Genomic DNA, 12871 nt, shown 5'->3' with positions numbered 1-12871 from the left:
CCGCGACGCGGGCGCGGCGACATCGGTGGTGCCCTGCCGGCGGGGCATCTCGCTTTCCGGCGCTCACGGCACGCGGCCGAAAGCCTTGAATTCGATGCTCAGGAGCCGGTGCCCAAGGCACCGGCTCCTGACACTACTGTGCCATCCTCCGGCCGCGACAAGGCGTCGCAGCCGGAATCCGCGGCCCATGATAACAAGCCACGGGCCACGATTTAAGTGGCATTGGCCAGCAGCATTTCGCGGATCTTGCCGATCGCGCGGGTCGGGTTGAGCCCCTTGGGACAGACCGCGACGCAGTTCATGATGCCGCGGCAGCGGAACACGGAGAACGGGTCCTCCAGCTCGGCCAGGCGCTCGCGGGTGGCCTCGTCGCGGGAGTCGGCCAGGAAGCGGTAGGACTGCAGCAGGCCGGCCGGGCCGACGAACTTGTCCGGATTCCACCAGAACGACGGGCAGGAGGTGGAGCAGCAGGCGCACAGGATGCACTCGTAGAGGCCGTCGAGCTTGTCGCGATCTTCCGGCGACTGCAGGCGCTCGATGGCCGGCGCCGGGGTGTCGTTCTGCAGGTACGGCTGGATGCGCTCGTACTGCTTGTAGAACAGCCCCATGTCGACCACCAGGTCGCGGATGACCGGCAGGCCCGGCAGCGGGCGCAGCACCAGCTTGCCGTTCTTCACCACCTCGGAGAGCGGGGTGATGCAGGCCAGGCCGTTCTTGCCGTTCATGTTCATGCCGTCGGAGCCACACACGCCCTCGCGGCAGCTGCGGCGGTAGGCCAGGCCGTTGTCCTGCTCCTTCATCATGTGCAGGACGTCGAGGACCATGATGTCACGGCCCTGGGTGTCGACCTGGAACTCCTGCATGTAGGGCGCGGAGTCGGTCTCCGGGTTGTAGCGGTAGATGGATACCTGAAGCATCGTGGCTCACCCTCGTATTGGCTGAATTAGTAGGTGCGGACTTTCGGCTCGAAGGTGTCGACGGTCTTGGGCGCGAAGTTGACATCGCGCTTGCCGAGCTTCTTCTCGGCCGGGAAGTAGAGCGAGTGCTTCAGCCAGTTGACGTCGTCACGGTCCGGATAGTCGTAGCGGGAATGGGCGCCACGGCTCTCCTTGCGCTCCAGGGCGGCGATAGCGGTTGCCTCGGCCACTTCCATCAGGTTGTCGAGCTCCAGCGCCTCGACACGGGCGGTGTTGAAGGCGTTGGACTTGTCCGGCAGGTGAGCCTTGGCGATGCGCTCGCGCAGCTCGGCCAGCTGCTTGACGCCCTTCTGCATGTTCTCCTCCTCGCGGAACACGCCGAAGGAGTTCTGCATGATGCCCTGCAGCTCGCGCTTGAGCTCCGGCACGGTCTCGCCGCCCTCGGACTCGTTCCAGCGGGTCATGCGCTTCATGGCCGACTCGACGTCGGACTCGGAGGCGTCGAGGTATTCGATGCCCTCGTTGAGCGCACCCTCGATGAACATGCCGGCCGCGCGGCCGAAGACCACCAGGTCGAGCAGCGAGTTGCCGCCCAGGCGGTTGGCGCCGTGCACCGACACGCAGGCCGCCTCGCCGCAGGCGAACAGGCCGTTGATGATCTGGTCGTTGCCGTCGGCGTCCTGCATGATCGCCTGGCCATGCACGTTGGTGGGGATCCCGCCCATCATGTAGTGGCAGGTCGGCACCACCGGGATCGGCTCCTTGGCCGGGTCCACGTGGGCGAAGGTCTTGGAGAGCTCGACGATGCCGGGCAGGCGCTTGCCGAGCACTTCCTCGCCCAGGTGGTCCAGCTTGAGGAACACGTGGTCACCGTTCTCGCCGCAGCCGCGGCCCTCGAGGATCTCCATGACCATGGAGCGCGCGACCACGTCGCGGCCGGCCAGGTCCTTGGCGTTGGGCGCATAGCGCTCCATGAAGCGCTCGCCATCCTTGTTGATCAGGTAGCCACCCTCGCCACGGCAGCCCTCGGTCACCAGGGTGCCCGCGCCGTAGATGCCGGTCGGGTGGAACTGCCACATCTCCATGTCCTGCATCGGGAAGCCGGCGCGCAGCGCCATGCCGATGCCATCGCCGGTATTGATCAGGGCGTTGGTGGTGGAGGCGTAGATGCGACCGGCGCCGCCGGTGGCCAGCACGGTGGCCTTGGACTTGACGTGCACCACTTCGCCGGTCTCGATGTCCATGGCGATGCAGCCCACCACGTCGCCGTTGGCGTTCTTGACCAGGTCAACCGCATACCACTCGTTGAGGAAGGTGGTGTTGTTCTTCAGATTGTTCTGATAGAGGGTGTGCAGCAGGGCATGACCGGTGCGGTCGGCCGCCGCGCAGGTGCGGGCCGCCTGGCCGCCGGCACCGAAGTCCTTGGACTGGCCGCCGAACGGGCGCTGGTAGATGCGGCCGTTGTCGAAGCGGGAGAACGGCAGGCCCATGTGCTCGAGCTCGAACACCGCCTTGGGGCCCTCGGAGCACATGTACTCGGCCGCGTCCTGGTCGGCGATATAGTCGCCGCCCTTGACGGTGTCGTACATGTGCCAGCGCCAGTCGTCGTTGGGGTCGGCCGAGGCGATGGCACAGGTGATGCCGCCCTGGGCGGAAACGGTATGGGAGCGGGTCGGGAAGACCTTGGAGAGCACGGCGGTCTTCTTGCCGGACTTGGCCAGCTCCAGGGCGGCCCGCAGGCCGGCACCGCCACCGCCGATGATGATGGCGTCGAAGGAAAGGCTACGCAGGTTGGACATGTATCAGGCTCCCCACAGAATCTGAATGCCCCAGACCAGGAACACGAAGATGGCCAGGATGATGACGGTCTGGGCGCCGACGCGGATGCCGGTCGGCTTGAGGTAGTCGGTGGTCACGGTCCACAGCCCGACCCAGGCGTGGGCGGCCAGCGACACGAAGGCCAGCAGCGAGAAGATGCGCATCCAGGTCTGGGCGAACAGGCCGCTCCAGGTGGCATAGTCGAGACCCGGATTGAACAGCAGGTAGAGAACGATAAAGAGCGTGTAGACCGCCAGGATGACCGCCGAGACGCGCTGGATCAGCCAGTCGGAGAGGCCGCTGCGGCCGAGGTTCGTGATGTTGGTTACCATACCCAGACTCCCGCCAGAATGATCAGGACCGCACTCACCACCACGGTGATCTGTGCCTTCTTGACGCCGCCCTCGAGGGTGACACCGATGTCTGCATCCATCAGCAGGTGCTTGATGCCGGCCACAAAGTGGAAGGCCAGCGCCGACAGCAGGCCCCAGGCGATCAGCTTGGCCAGGAAGTTGTTGGCCAGCGCATCACTGACCGCGGCGAAGCCGGCCGGCGACGACAGCGACTTGCTGAGCGCCCAGAAGGCGAAGATCAGGCCGACGAACAGGATCACGCCGGTGATGCGGTGGGTGATGGAGGTCAGGGCGGGGAGTGGAAACTGTATCGTGGACAGATCCAGGTTTACGGGTCGTTTGCTATTCACGGCTCTCTACACACTCTCTATGGCCCGCTCTACGACAGGTCGGGCATGGCCCGAGCGGGCGGTGGTTTCGGGAAGGATCGGCACTTGCCGTTTGACAGCAAGACCGCCTTTTCCTGCCAGTCGCGCGGGGTGGATTATAGGGACATGGCCGCCCCATGACAAATGACCGGAGCCCGGACTAGACCATGGTGCAAAGCCGTCGGAGGCGGTCTCCCGCCCGTCGGCACGGCCACCCGCCGCCCGCGCGCGGCACGATGGTGCATAGCACCATTTATTGTACGACACTTATTCATCATAGAACATTTCGTATAGCATGCGGGTCGCCATGGGCTAATTGACAATCGCTGGAACGCTTCTATAGTAGGCGAACCTTTTCGCCGGCGTTCCAGGTGAACACGCACCGCGAAATAACAACTTATCGCCCTTATCACGAACTCGAGAGGAGGCCTCCATGGCTGACAGGAAAGCGACGCTGACGGTAGACGGTCTGGACAAGACGATCGAACTGCCTGTCTATTCGGGCAACCTGGGCCCGGATGTGATCGACGTGCGTGGACTGGGTGCCGAAGGCCTGTTCACCTATGACCCCGGGTTCATGTCCACCTCCTCCTGCCAGTCCGCCATCACCTACATCGACGGCGGCAAGGGCGTGCTGCTGCATCGCGGCTACCCGATCGACCAGCTGGCCAAGGAGTCCAACTTCGTCGAGCTGTGCTACACGCTGCTGTTCGGCGACCTGCCCGACGACGAGCAGTACGCCGACTTCGAGTCGCGGGTCCGCAACCACACCATGGTCCACGACCAGATCAACAACTTCTTCAAGGGCTTCCGCCGCGACGCCCACCCGATGTCGATCCTGTGTGGCGTGGTCGGTGGCCTCGCCGCCTTCTACCACGACCACATGGACATCAACATCGAGGAGGATCGCATCATCAGCGCGATCCGCCTGATCGCCAAGATGCCGACCATCGCGGCCATGTCCTACAAGTACAACGTCGGCCAGCCGTTCAACTACCCGCGCAACGACCTGAGCTATGCAGAGAACTTCCTCTACATGATGTTCAGCAACCCGTGCGAGGAGTACCAGGTCAACCCGGTCTACGCCAAGGCCATGGACCGCATCTTCATGCTGCACGCGGACCACGAGCAGAACGCCTCCACCTCCACGGTGCGCCTGGCCGGCTCCACCGGCGCCAACCCCTTCGCCTGCATCAGCGCCGGCATCGCCGCCCTGTGGGGCCCGGCCCACGGCGGCGCCAACGAGGCGGTGCTCAAGATGCTCGACGAGATCGGTGACGATTCCGAGGAGAACATCCAGCGCTTCATCGACAAGGCCAAGGACAAGGATGACCCCTTCAAGCTGATGGGCTTCGGCCACCGGGTCTACCGCAACTTCGACCCGCGCGCCAAGGTGATGAAGGAGACCTGCGACGAGGTGCTGGCCGAGCTCGGCATCGACGACCCGCAGCTCAAGATCGCCAAGCGCCTCGAGCAGATCGCCCTGGAGGACGAGTACTTCGTCGAGCGCAAGCTCTACCCCAACGTCGACTTCTACTCCGGCATCATCCTCAAGGCCATGGGCATTCCGACCAACATGTTCACCGTGATCTTCGCGGTGTCGCGCACCATCGGCTGGATCTCCCACTGGCACGAGATGCTCAGCGACAGCTACAAGATCGGCCGCCCGCGCCAGCTCTATACCGGGCACACCCAGCGCGACTATCCTGCCAAGTAAGTCGGCAGGTCGCGGCACTGCCGCCAGCGTCACCAGAAAGCCGCCCTCGGGCGGCTTTCTGCGTTCTCCCACCCTGAAGAGCAAGGAATCAGCAATGAGCCAACCGATCTCCACCGTCGCCTTCATCGGCCTGGGCGTGATGGGCTACCCCATGGCCGGCCACCTGGCCCGCGCCGGCCTCACGGTTCGCGTCTACAACCGCACCGCCGCCAAGGGCGAGGCCTGGGCCGCCGAGCACGGTGGCAGCCACCACCCCACCCCCCGCGAGGCCGCCGAGGGCGCCGACCTGGTACTGGTCTGCGTGGGCAATGACGACGACGTCCGGCAGGTCACCACCGGCGAGGATGGCGCCCTCTCCGGCATGACCGAGGGCAGCCTGCTGGTGGATCACACCACGGCGTCGGCGGACCTCGCCGAGGAGCTGGACGCCGCCTGCCGCGAGCGCGGCATCGGCTTTGTCGACGCCCCCGTTTCAGGCGGCCAGCAGGGGGCCGAGAACGGCGCGCTGACCGTGATGTGCGGCGGCAGCGAGGCCAACTTCGCCCGCGCCGAGCCGGTGCTTGCCCACTACTCCCGTGCGGTGACCCTGATGGGCCCCGCCGGCAGCGGCCAGCTGACCAAGATGGTCAACCAGATCTGCATCGCCGGCCTGGTCCAGGGGCTCGCCGAGGGGCTTCACTTCGCCGAGCAGGCGGGCCTCGACCAGCAGCGCGTGGTCGAGGTGATCTCCCAGGGGGCCGCCGGCTCCTGGCAGATGGAGAACCGCCACCAGACCATGATCCGCGACGAGTACGAGCATGGCTTCGCGGTGGACTGGATGCGCAAGGACCTGGGGATCTGCCTGGAGCAGGCCCGTCGCCTCCAGGCTCGCCTGCCGGTCACCGCGCTGGTCGACCAGTTCTATGCCGACGTCCAGGTGATGGGTGGCAGCCGCTGGGACACCTCCTCGCTGCTGCGCCGCCTGCGCGCCTTCGGCAAGGCGTGAGCCCCCGCCGGCAGGCGACATCGCCTGCCGGCCTCTTCTCCCCCCCTCCCTCCAGGAGCATCAGAAATCTCATCTTTCAGGGTTGACGCTCCCCCCTACTCGTGCCTGAAAGCCGTCGTACCGCAACCCCGTACCGTTTTCCACACATTCTGTGGATAACCCTGTTCACAACCACGCGAAAAGGCCCTCGAATCGCCATGAACTGGGGGCTCGACTCAGATTGGTCAAATTTTGATCTTTGATAAGCCATTGATTTAGAAAGGAATAATCAAAAACCCCACAGCCATGGGGATTTGCGCGCGCCCTGTGCACAGGCAGCCGCGAAGGGACCGGCAACGTGGACAAGTCAAGGGCTTGTCAAGCCGAAAATGGGGGGAGGATCACGCGGTCCGGGACGCCGGAGTCAACGAAAGGACCAACGGTCGGCCCAGAGACGCAAAGGACGCCCGAAGGCGTCCCTGTGTCGACCCCTCGCCACGCGGCAAGGGGGAAGAAGAGTGGCGTCCCATAGGGGGTTCGAACCCCTGTTCCCGCCGTGAAAGGGCGGTGTCCTAGGCCACTAGACGAATGGGACGCAGATGTCGTTGCACGAGGTGAAGTGGTGGAGCCTAGCGGGATCGAACCGCTGACCTCGACACTGCCAGTGTCGCGCTCTCCCAGCTGAGCTAAGGCCCCACGTGTCGTGAAGACGAGGCGTATGTTACTGATCCGCCCCGACTTCGTCAACAGGAAATCACGGGAGCTCGCGGAATTCCTTCTCGAAGCGCTTGGCCTGCTTCTTGGAGACGCCGCCCAGCACCTCGATGGCATGGCGCAGGCGCGCCCGGGTCATGTCGGAGCCGAGGATCGCCATGGCGTCCATGACCGAGGTGCTGGCGCTGGAGCCGGTGATGGCGATGAACACCGGCGCCAGGAACTCCTTCATCTTCAGGTCGAAGTGGCCGGCCAGCGCCTTCACCTCGCCGAGCAGGACCTCCTTGTGCCAGGCCGGCACGGCCTCGAAGCGCCACACCAGGAACTGCAGCAGCCTGACCAGGTCCTCGCGGCCCAGCTTGACGTTGTCGAAGCTCTCCTCGCCGATCGCCGGCAGCCCGGAGAAGAAGTGGCCGGCCAGGGGCACCACTTCGGAGAGGGTCTCCACCCGCGGGCGCACCTGGGGCAGGATCTCCTTGACGTAGCGCTCATTGAAGGCCCACTCCATCAGTGCCTTGAGAAACGCCTCGTCGTCGAGCTCCTCGCGGATGTAGAGGCCGTTGAGCCAGGTGAGCTTCTCCAGGTCGAACACCGGGCCGCCCAGCGAGACCCGCTGGATGTCGAAGTGGGCCATCATCTCGTCGAGGCTGAACTTCTCGCGCTCGTCCGGCATCGACCAGCCCATGCGGCCCAGGTAGTTGATCACCGCCTGGGGCAGGAATCCCATGCGCCGGTAGTAGTTGATGGACGTCGGGTTCTTGCGCTTGGAGAGCTTGGACTTGTCGGGGTTGCGCAGCAGCGGCATGTGGCAGAGCCGGGGCATCTCCCAGCCGAAGTACTCGTAGAGCAGCTGGTGCTTGGGCGCCGAGTTGATCCACTCCTCGCCGCGCAGCACGTGGGTGATGCCCATCAGGTGGTCATCCACCACGTTGGCCAGGTGATAGGTGGGCATGCCGTCGGACTTGAGCAGGATCTGGGCATCCACCTGAGCCCAGTCCACCTCGATGGTGCCGCGCAGCATGTCCTGGATCACGCAGGTGCCGTGGCTGGGCACCGCCATGCGCACCACGTGGGGCCAGCCCTCCTTCTCGCGGCGTGCCTGCTCCTCGGCCGGCAGGGCCAGGTCGGCGGGCTTGAGGGCCAGCTGCATGCCGGCCGCCTTGCGCGCCTCGCGCAGCTCGTCGAGCTCCTCGCTGGTGCGGTAGCACCTGAAGGCGTGCCCGGCCTCGATCAGCTGGCGCGCGTACTCGCCGTAGATGTCGCCGCGCTCGCTCTGCCGGTAGGGGCCGTGGGGGCCGCCCACGTCGGGCCCCTCGTCCCACTCCAGGCCGAGCCAGCGCAGCGAGTCGAGGATCATCTGCTCGGATTCGGCGGTGGAGCGCACCCGGTCGGTATCCTCGATGCGCAGGATGAACTGGCCACCGTGCTGGCGCGCGAAGCAGAGGTTGAACAGGGCGATATAGGCGGTGCCCACATGGGGATCACCGGTCGGTGACGGCGCGATACGAGTGCGTACGGTCATGTCGTGCGTTATCCCGGAACCATGAATGGAATTGACTGGCGGCATTATACGCACCTCGCCTGGCGTGGGCAGCCGCCGCGGGGAATCATCGCCCACGCCTGCGGTCCATGTCGGACACCGTCACGAGGAGACCACCGGATGCTGCCCCGACTGCCCCATGGATTCACCGCCCTGGTCACCGGCGCCTCGGGAGGGATCGGCAGTGCCGTGATCGATACCCTGCTGGCCAGCGACCGCCCCGGCCGGGTGATCGGCGTCAGCCGGCGCGAGACCTCCCGAGGGGACCCGCGCTACGCATCACTCTGCGCCGATGTGACGACCCCCGAGGGCCTGGCCGCGGTGTCGCGACACCTGCAGGATGCCCCCGTCCACCTGCTCTTCAATGCCATCGGCCTGCTCCACGACACCTCGCGCGGCATTGCCCCCGAGAAGCGCCTGGACGCCCTGGAGGCCGAGGCCCTGGCCCGGCTGATGCACGTCAACGCCGCCACGCCCGCCCTGCTGCTCAAGGCCCTGCAGGCCGGCCTGCAGGGGCGCCACCCGGTTCTCATCGGCAGCCTCTCCGCCCGGGTGGGGTCGATCGGGGACAACCGCCTGGGGGGCTGGTATGCCTACCGCGCCAGCAAGGCCGCCCACAACATGCTGATGAAGACCGCCGCGGTGGAGCTGCGCCGCCTCAACCCCGAAAGCACGGTGGTCTGCCTGCACCCCGGCACCACCGATACCCCGCTGTCGAAGCCCTTCCAGGCCCGGGTGCCCGAGGGCAAGCTGTTCGACCCCGCCTTCGTGGCCGAGCGGCTGCTCGCGGTGCTGGGCGAACGCACCCCCGAGGAGAGCGGAAGCTTCTACGACTGGGCCGGCGACCCCGTCGCCTGGTAGCCCGGCCTGTCGCCAAAGCCGATGATTCAACGCAGCGTCGCATCCAAGCGTTGAGGCGCGCTGTTGCACAACCCCGGCCGATCGCAGATCATCCCCGGGGCCATTACCCCCCCGATTATGTCTCGACAGGAAACGCCCATGGACTCACTAGGCCCGCGTATCAAGGAGCTTCGGCTGGAGGCAAACCTCAACAAGGCCGCCCTGGCGCGCCGGGTCGGCGTCTCCGATGTGACCATCTCGTACTGGGAGTCCGGCGCCATCAAGCAGATCGGCCACGAGCGGCTGGTCGCGCTGGCGGAGGCCCTGGGCTGCCCCCTCTCGCGGCTGATCGAGGGGGAGTCCAGCGGACGGGCGAAGCCGCTCTACCTGCGCAGCGACCCTCCGGCCCCCTGGCAGGATCCGGGGGCCGGCCGCATCGAGATGCCCTTCGAACTGGTCCCCGCCCAGGAGTGGGAGGGCGACTGCTTCCTGCTCACCCCGGTACCGGGCGAAACCTTCGACTTCATCGCGGCAGGCGACCTGGTCGCGGTGGCGCCCACCGAGATCTTCCGCCAGACCGGGCTCTACCTGGTCGAGCGCGAGGGGCGCCACTGCATCCGTCGGGTGAGCCAGGGCCCCACCGGCGAACTGCAGTTCCAGGCCGAGGAGAGCGACGAGGTGGTCGGCTATACCCCCGACACCCGCCTGCTCGGCAAGCTGGTGGCACGCTGGCGGGCAGAGGCGCTCTGAGCCCTCCTCGTCCGCCCCACTCTCGGACCCCCCATCACTCGATGCCCAGCACCTCGACCCGGTCGGTGGTGCGTCGCGGCTCGTTGCCCACCAGGAAGCGGCGGGAGGTGCTGGCCACCTGGCCCAGGCCATGGCGCGACATGCTGACCAGCGGCCCCGTCAGATGCTCGCCCTGGTCGCCCAGGCGCCGACGCACCTCCAGCGGCTGGACGCTCGCCTCGGGCAGGTGAACCGTGATGGTGTAGCCACCGTCGGGGAGACCGCTGCCCGGTCCGAAGGGCCCCGCGGCGAAGCGCCCGTCATTCAGGGTGATCCTCGACTGCCAGCGGACGCCGCTGAGCTCGCGCTCGACCACGACCCGCAGCCGGGTATCATCGGGCAGGTTGCTCTCGCCCTCCACCATCAGGCGCCGATCGCTGCGCAGGCTGGCCGTGAAATCGATCGCGACGGGCTCGGCGAACGGCTCCACCTCGGGCTCGGGCGCCGGCTGGGCCTGGGCCTCTTCGGTCCGCCCGGCCTCGTCCAGGCCCTCGTCCGGCGCCGGATCGCCCCCGTCACCGCCACAGCCCGCCAGCAGCAGGGCCAACAGGCCCGCACCACACCACCGACACCACGCATTCATTCGCGACCTCCCAGCCGATGATCCTGGCCTCAGGCTACCACCGGCACGGGGCGCGCGTCCTGCATGGCGGGTCAACGCGACTCGGCACACTCCCGGCACAGGGTGGTATAGGGCAGCGCCTCCAGCCGGGCCGGCAGGATCGGCTCACCACAGGCCTCGCAGCGCTCCCCTTCCCCCGACTCGAGGCGCCCCAGGGCGTGCATCACCTGATGCAGCTCCTCCTCGGCCTCGTTCTCCAGGGAATCGACCACCTCATCGTTCTGCAGTTCGACGGCCTGCTCCTCCATGTCCTTGTCCAGCGGGCCGTTCCTCTGCTCCTTGTGGGCCCGGTAGCGCTCGATCCGCTCGATCAGCTCGTCGCGCAGCCCCTCCAGTCTCGCCTTGCGGTCCGCCATGATGCCCTCTCCTGTGGTCGTGACATGGCCGGCAGCGCCCTGACGGCACTGCCCTGCCCCTTCTTCATAGCACATTGCCGCCGCCGCCGACCCCGACGGGGGTCAAGCCGCGGCGCCTCGACAGTGGCTGGTCGGGGCCCCGGGCCCCTTCGCCGCGCGTTTTCCTCTACACTGCTGCCTTCATCGCCTGAGACCAGGCACCGAACGAACCCGCGGAAGGAGTGAGGGCATTGGATCCCATCTGGTGGTTGGCCTACCTGGCCCTGGGAAGCTTCGTCGGCCTGATGGCCGGCCTGCTCGGCATCGGCGGCGGCGGCATCATGGTGCCGATCCTGACATCGCTGTTCGTGATCCAGGGGGTCCCCCACGAGCACATCGCCCACCTGGCGCTGGGTACCGCCATGGCGGCCATCGTGCCGTCGGCCTCGGCCAGCCTCTGGTCGCACCATCGGCATGGCGCGGTGCGCTGGCCCATCGTGCGCCACATCACCCCGGCCATCCTCGCCGGGACCTTCCTGGCCACCTTCGTCGCCGCCCTGATGCCGACCCGCGGCCTGGCGATCTTCTTCGCCGGCTTCATGGTGCTGATGTCGCTGCAGATGCTCGCCAACCTGAAGCCCAAGCCGACCCGCACCCTGCCGGGGGCGGTGGGCCTGTCCGGCGCCGGGCTCGGCATCGGCGGCATCTCGGCGCTGGTGGCCATCGGCGGCGGCTCGCTCACCGTGCCCTTCCTCACCTGGTGCAACGTGCGGCTGCCCCACGCCATCGGCACCTCGGCCGCGGTGGGGCTGCCGATCGCCCTGGCCGGGGCACTGGGCTACGTCATCAACGGCTGGGGCACCGCGGGCCTGCCGGATGCCGCCTGGGGCTATGTCTACCTGCCCGCGCTGCTGCTCATGGCGCCGTTCAGCATCCTCACCGCCCCTCTCGGCGCGCGGCTCGCCCACCGGCTGCCGGTGGGCATCCTCAGGCGGGTGTTCGCCGTCATGCTGATGGCCCTGGCGCTGCAGATGCTCTACACGGTGTTCACCGCCTGAGCGCCAGGCTCGCGCCGACAGCGGACGCGTGGCGTTCAGCGAATGCCGAGGGCCGCATAGCCCTGCTCGGTCAGCGTCAGGGTCTCGCCCTGCCCGGGGGCATCATGTGCCGTCACCGTGATCAGCCCCTGCGCCTCGAGCGCCGCGATAGCCTCGCGCAGCGCCGGCAGCAGGGCATCCTCATCGGAATGGCCGAAGGGCGAGGAGAGCACCCCGCCATGCTGCAGCACGCGCGCCAGCAGCTCCCTCTGGTGGTCCGTCAGTTCGTGGGACATGGCCGTCATCTCGCAGAAAGGGTTCCAAGGTTATCGCCGGTTGCGCTTGAAGCATTTTCACGGGCGCTCGCGACGGGGATGGCATAGGGTTCCTGAGTGGGACGCCGGGACGCCCGGACCTGCCTTCCCGCATCCCGGCAAGACTCCCCATCACGAAGCAGGAGGTAGGCGTGGACACCATCACCCTCACCCACAAGGTACATGGCCTGACCCTCATCTGCCGGCAGTGCGGCAACCGCGAAGAACCGACCGACCTCCGCCTCGGCCGCTTCAGGGTCGAGGGGCTCTCCCGCGACACCGGCACCCTGCGCTGCCTTAACTGCCAGGCCGCCGTCACCATCGGCCTCCACGAGCTGGACCCGATCGCCTTCTCCCGGGCCGGCTAGGTGTGATCTCTCGGTATGTTGGCCATGGCCGCCGGCGGCGAGCAGGACTGCCTGAGACGCCGCACGCGCCGAATGCACAACCGCCACCACCTGAGGCGATGCGACAGATATCGCATTGCTCGGAGTTTTCAGGGTTCTGATCAATTGCCTCTCGAACATCCCAGGGTTACTATAA

14 protein-coding genes and 2 tRNA genes are annotated in these 12871 nt (G+C 66.9%); 6 read left to right on the top strand and 10 right to left on the bottom strand.

Annotated features, from left to right (window positions below):
* Positions 1 to 212: 212 nt before the first annotated feature.
* Genes BDK63_RS05925 through sdhC form a run of 4 tightly spaced genes read right to left on the bottom strand, consistent with a single transcriptional unit; the run spans position 213 to position 3438 of the window.
* Positions 213 to 917 (bottom strand): succinate dehydrogenase iron-sulfur subunit, encoded by a 705-nt coding sequence (locus BDK63_RS05925; protein ID WP_183330445.1) that lies wholly within the window; start codon positions 915 to 917, stop codon positions 213 to 215.
* A gap of 26 nt (positions 918 to 943) precedes the next feature.
* The gene (gene sdhA / locus BDK63_RS05920; protein ID WP_183330444.1) at positions 944 to 2716 is read right to left on the bottom strand and encodes a succinate dehydrogenase flavoprotein subunit; all 1773 of its coding nucleotides are present in this window, start codon (positions 2714 to 2716) and stop codon (positions 944 to 946) included.
* Between the two features lie 3 nt (positions 2717 to 2719).
* Positions 2720 to 3067: a succinate dehydrogenase, hydrophobic membrane anchor protein gene (gene sdhD, locus BDK63_RS05915; protein ID WP_183330443.1), complete on the bottom strand. Its 348-nt coding sequence runs from the start codon at positions 3065 to 3067 to the stop codon at positions 2720 to 2722.
* Entirely contained in the window at positions 3061 to 3438 is a 378-nt protein-coding gene (gene sdhC / locus BDK63_RS05910; protein ID WP_110068261.1) for a succinate dehydrogenase, cytochrome b556 subunit, read from the bottom strand. Before sdhC ends, sdhD begins: the two co-directional genes overlap by 7 nt.
* A gap of 451 nt (positions 3439 to 3889) precedes the next feature.
* Here sdhC and gltA point away from each other — a divergent pair, with 451 nt between their 5' ends.
* A complete protein-coding gene (gltA, locus tag BDK63_RS05905) occupies positions 3890 to 5173 on the top strand; it encodes a citrate synthase (protein ID WP_183330442.1) in 1284 nt (427 codons plus the stop codon).
* A 94-nt stretch (positions 5174 to 5267) separates the two neighbouring features.
* On the top strand, positions 5268 to 6158 hold the full coding sequence (locus BDK63_RS05900; RefSeq protein ID WP_183330441.1) for an NAD(P)-dependent oxidoreductase: 891 nt from the start codon (positions 5268 to 5270) through the stop codon (positions 6156 to 6158).
* 498 nt (positions 6159 to 6656) lie between these two features.
* Here the strand turns inward: BDK63_RS05900 and BDK63_RS05895 are convergent.
* The 3 genes from BDK63_RS05895 to gltX all read right to left on the bottom strand — a co-directional run bounded on the left by BDK63_RS05895 (position 6657) and on the right by gltX (position 8373).
* Positions 6657 to 6732: transfer RNA gene (locus tag BDK63_RS05895), tRNA-Glu, on the bottom strand.
* Between the two features lie 25 nt (positions 6733 to 6757).
* A tRNA-Ala gene (locus BDK63_RS05890) sits at positions 6758 to 6833 on the bottom strand.
* A 58-nt stretch (positions 6834 to 6891) separates the two neighbouring features.
* Positions 6892 to 8373: a glutamate--tRNA ligase gene (gene gltX / locus BDK63_RS05885; RefSeq protein WP_183330440.1), complete on the bottom strand. Its 1482-nt coding sequence runs from the start codon at positions 8371 to 8373 to the stop codon at positions 6892 to 6894.
* A gap of 138 nt (positions 8374 to 8511) precedes the next feature.
* Between gltX and BDK63_RS05880 the strand changes: the two genes are divergently transcribed.
* Together BDK63_RS05880 and BDK63_RS05875 are read left to right on the top strand one after the other, a co-directional pair.
* Positions 8512 to 9252 carry an SDR family NAD(P)-dependent oxidoreductase gene (locus BDK63_RS05880; RefSeq protein WP_183330439.1) on the top strand — a complete coding sequence of 247 codons (741 nt, stop codon included), beginning with the start codon at positions 8512 to 8514 and terminating at the stop codon, positions 9250 to 9252.
* A gap of 138 nt (positions 9253 to 9390) precedes the next feature.
* A complete protein-coding gene (locus BDK63_RS05875) occupies positions 9391 to 9981 on the top strand; it encodes a helix-turn-helix domain-containing protein (RefSeq protein WP_183330438.1) in 591 nt (196 codons plus the stop codon).
* Positions 9982 to 10015: 34 nt separating this feature from the next.
* On the opposite strand, the gene BDK63_RS05870 is transcribed toward BDK63_RS05875, so the two are convergent.
* Together BDK63_RS05870 and BDK63_RS05865 are read right to left on the bottom strand one after the other, a co-directional pair.
* The gene (locus BDK63_RS05870; RefSeq protein ID WP_425485936.1) at positions 10016 to 10567 is read right to left on the bottom strand and encodes a hypothetical protein; all 552 of its coding nucleotides are present in this window, start codon (positions 10565 to 10567) and stop codon (positions 10016 to 10018) included.
* Between the two features lie 107 nt (positions 10568 to 10674).
* Positions 10675 to 10998: a TraR/DksA family transcriptional regulator gene (locus BDK63_RS05865; protein ID WP_183330436.1), complete on the bottom strand. Its 324-nt coding sequence runs from the start codon at positions 10996 to 10998 to the stop codon at positions 10675 to 10677.
* Positions 10999 to 11228: 230 nt separating this feature from the next.
* On the opposite strand from BDK63_RS05865, the gene BDK63_RS05860 reads away from it, so the two are divergent.
* The gene (locus BDK63_RS05860; protein WP_183330435.1) at positions 11229 to 12035 is read left to right on the top strand and encodes a sulfite exporter TauE/SafE family protein; all 807 of its coding nucleotides are present in this window, start codon (positions 11229 to 11231) and stop codon (positions 12033 to 12035) included.
* Positions 12036 to 12070: 35 nt separating this feature from the next.
* Here BDK63_RS05860 and BDK63_RS05855 read toward each other — a convergent pair whose 3' ends face one another.
* Positions 12071 to 12310, bottom strand: coding sequence for a hypothetical protein (locus BDK63_RS05855; RefSeq protein ID WP_183330434.1), 240 nt, complete (start codon positions 12308 to 12310; stop codon positions 12071 to 12073).
* Between the two features lie 170 nt (positions 12311 to 12480).
* Here BDK63_RS05855 and BDK63_RS05850 point away from each other — a divergent pair, with 170 nt between their 5' ends.
* Positions 12481 to 12696 (top strand): hypothetical protein, encoded by a 216-nt coding sequence (locus BDK63_RS05850; RefSeq protein ID WP_183330433.1) that lies wholly within the window; start codon positions 12481 to 12483, stop codon positions 12694 to 12696.
* Positions 12697 to 12871: the final 175 nt, after the last annotated feature.

Origin of the sequence: Halomonas campaniensis (genome assembly GCF_014193375.1) — a bacterium.
Classification (GTDB): domain Bacteria; phylum Pseudomonadota; class Gammaproteobacteria; order Pseudomonadales; family Halomonadaceae; genus Halomonas; species Halomonas campaniensis.
Note: the sequence above shows the minus strand (reverse complement) of the source record. Positions and strands in the feature narration are given on the sequence as shown.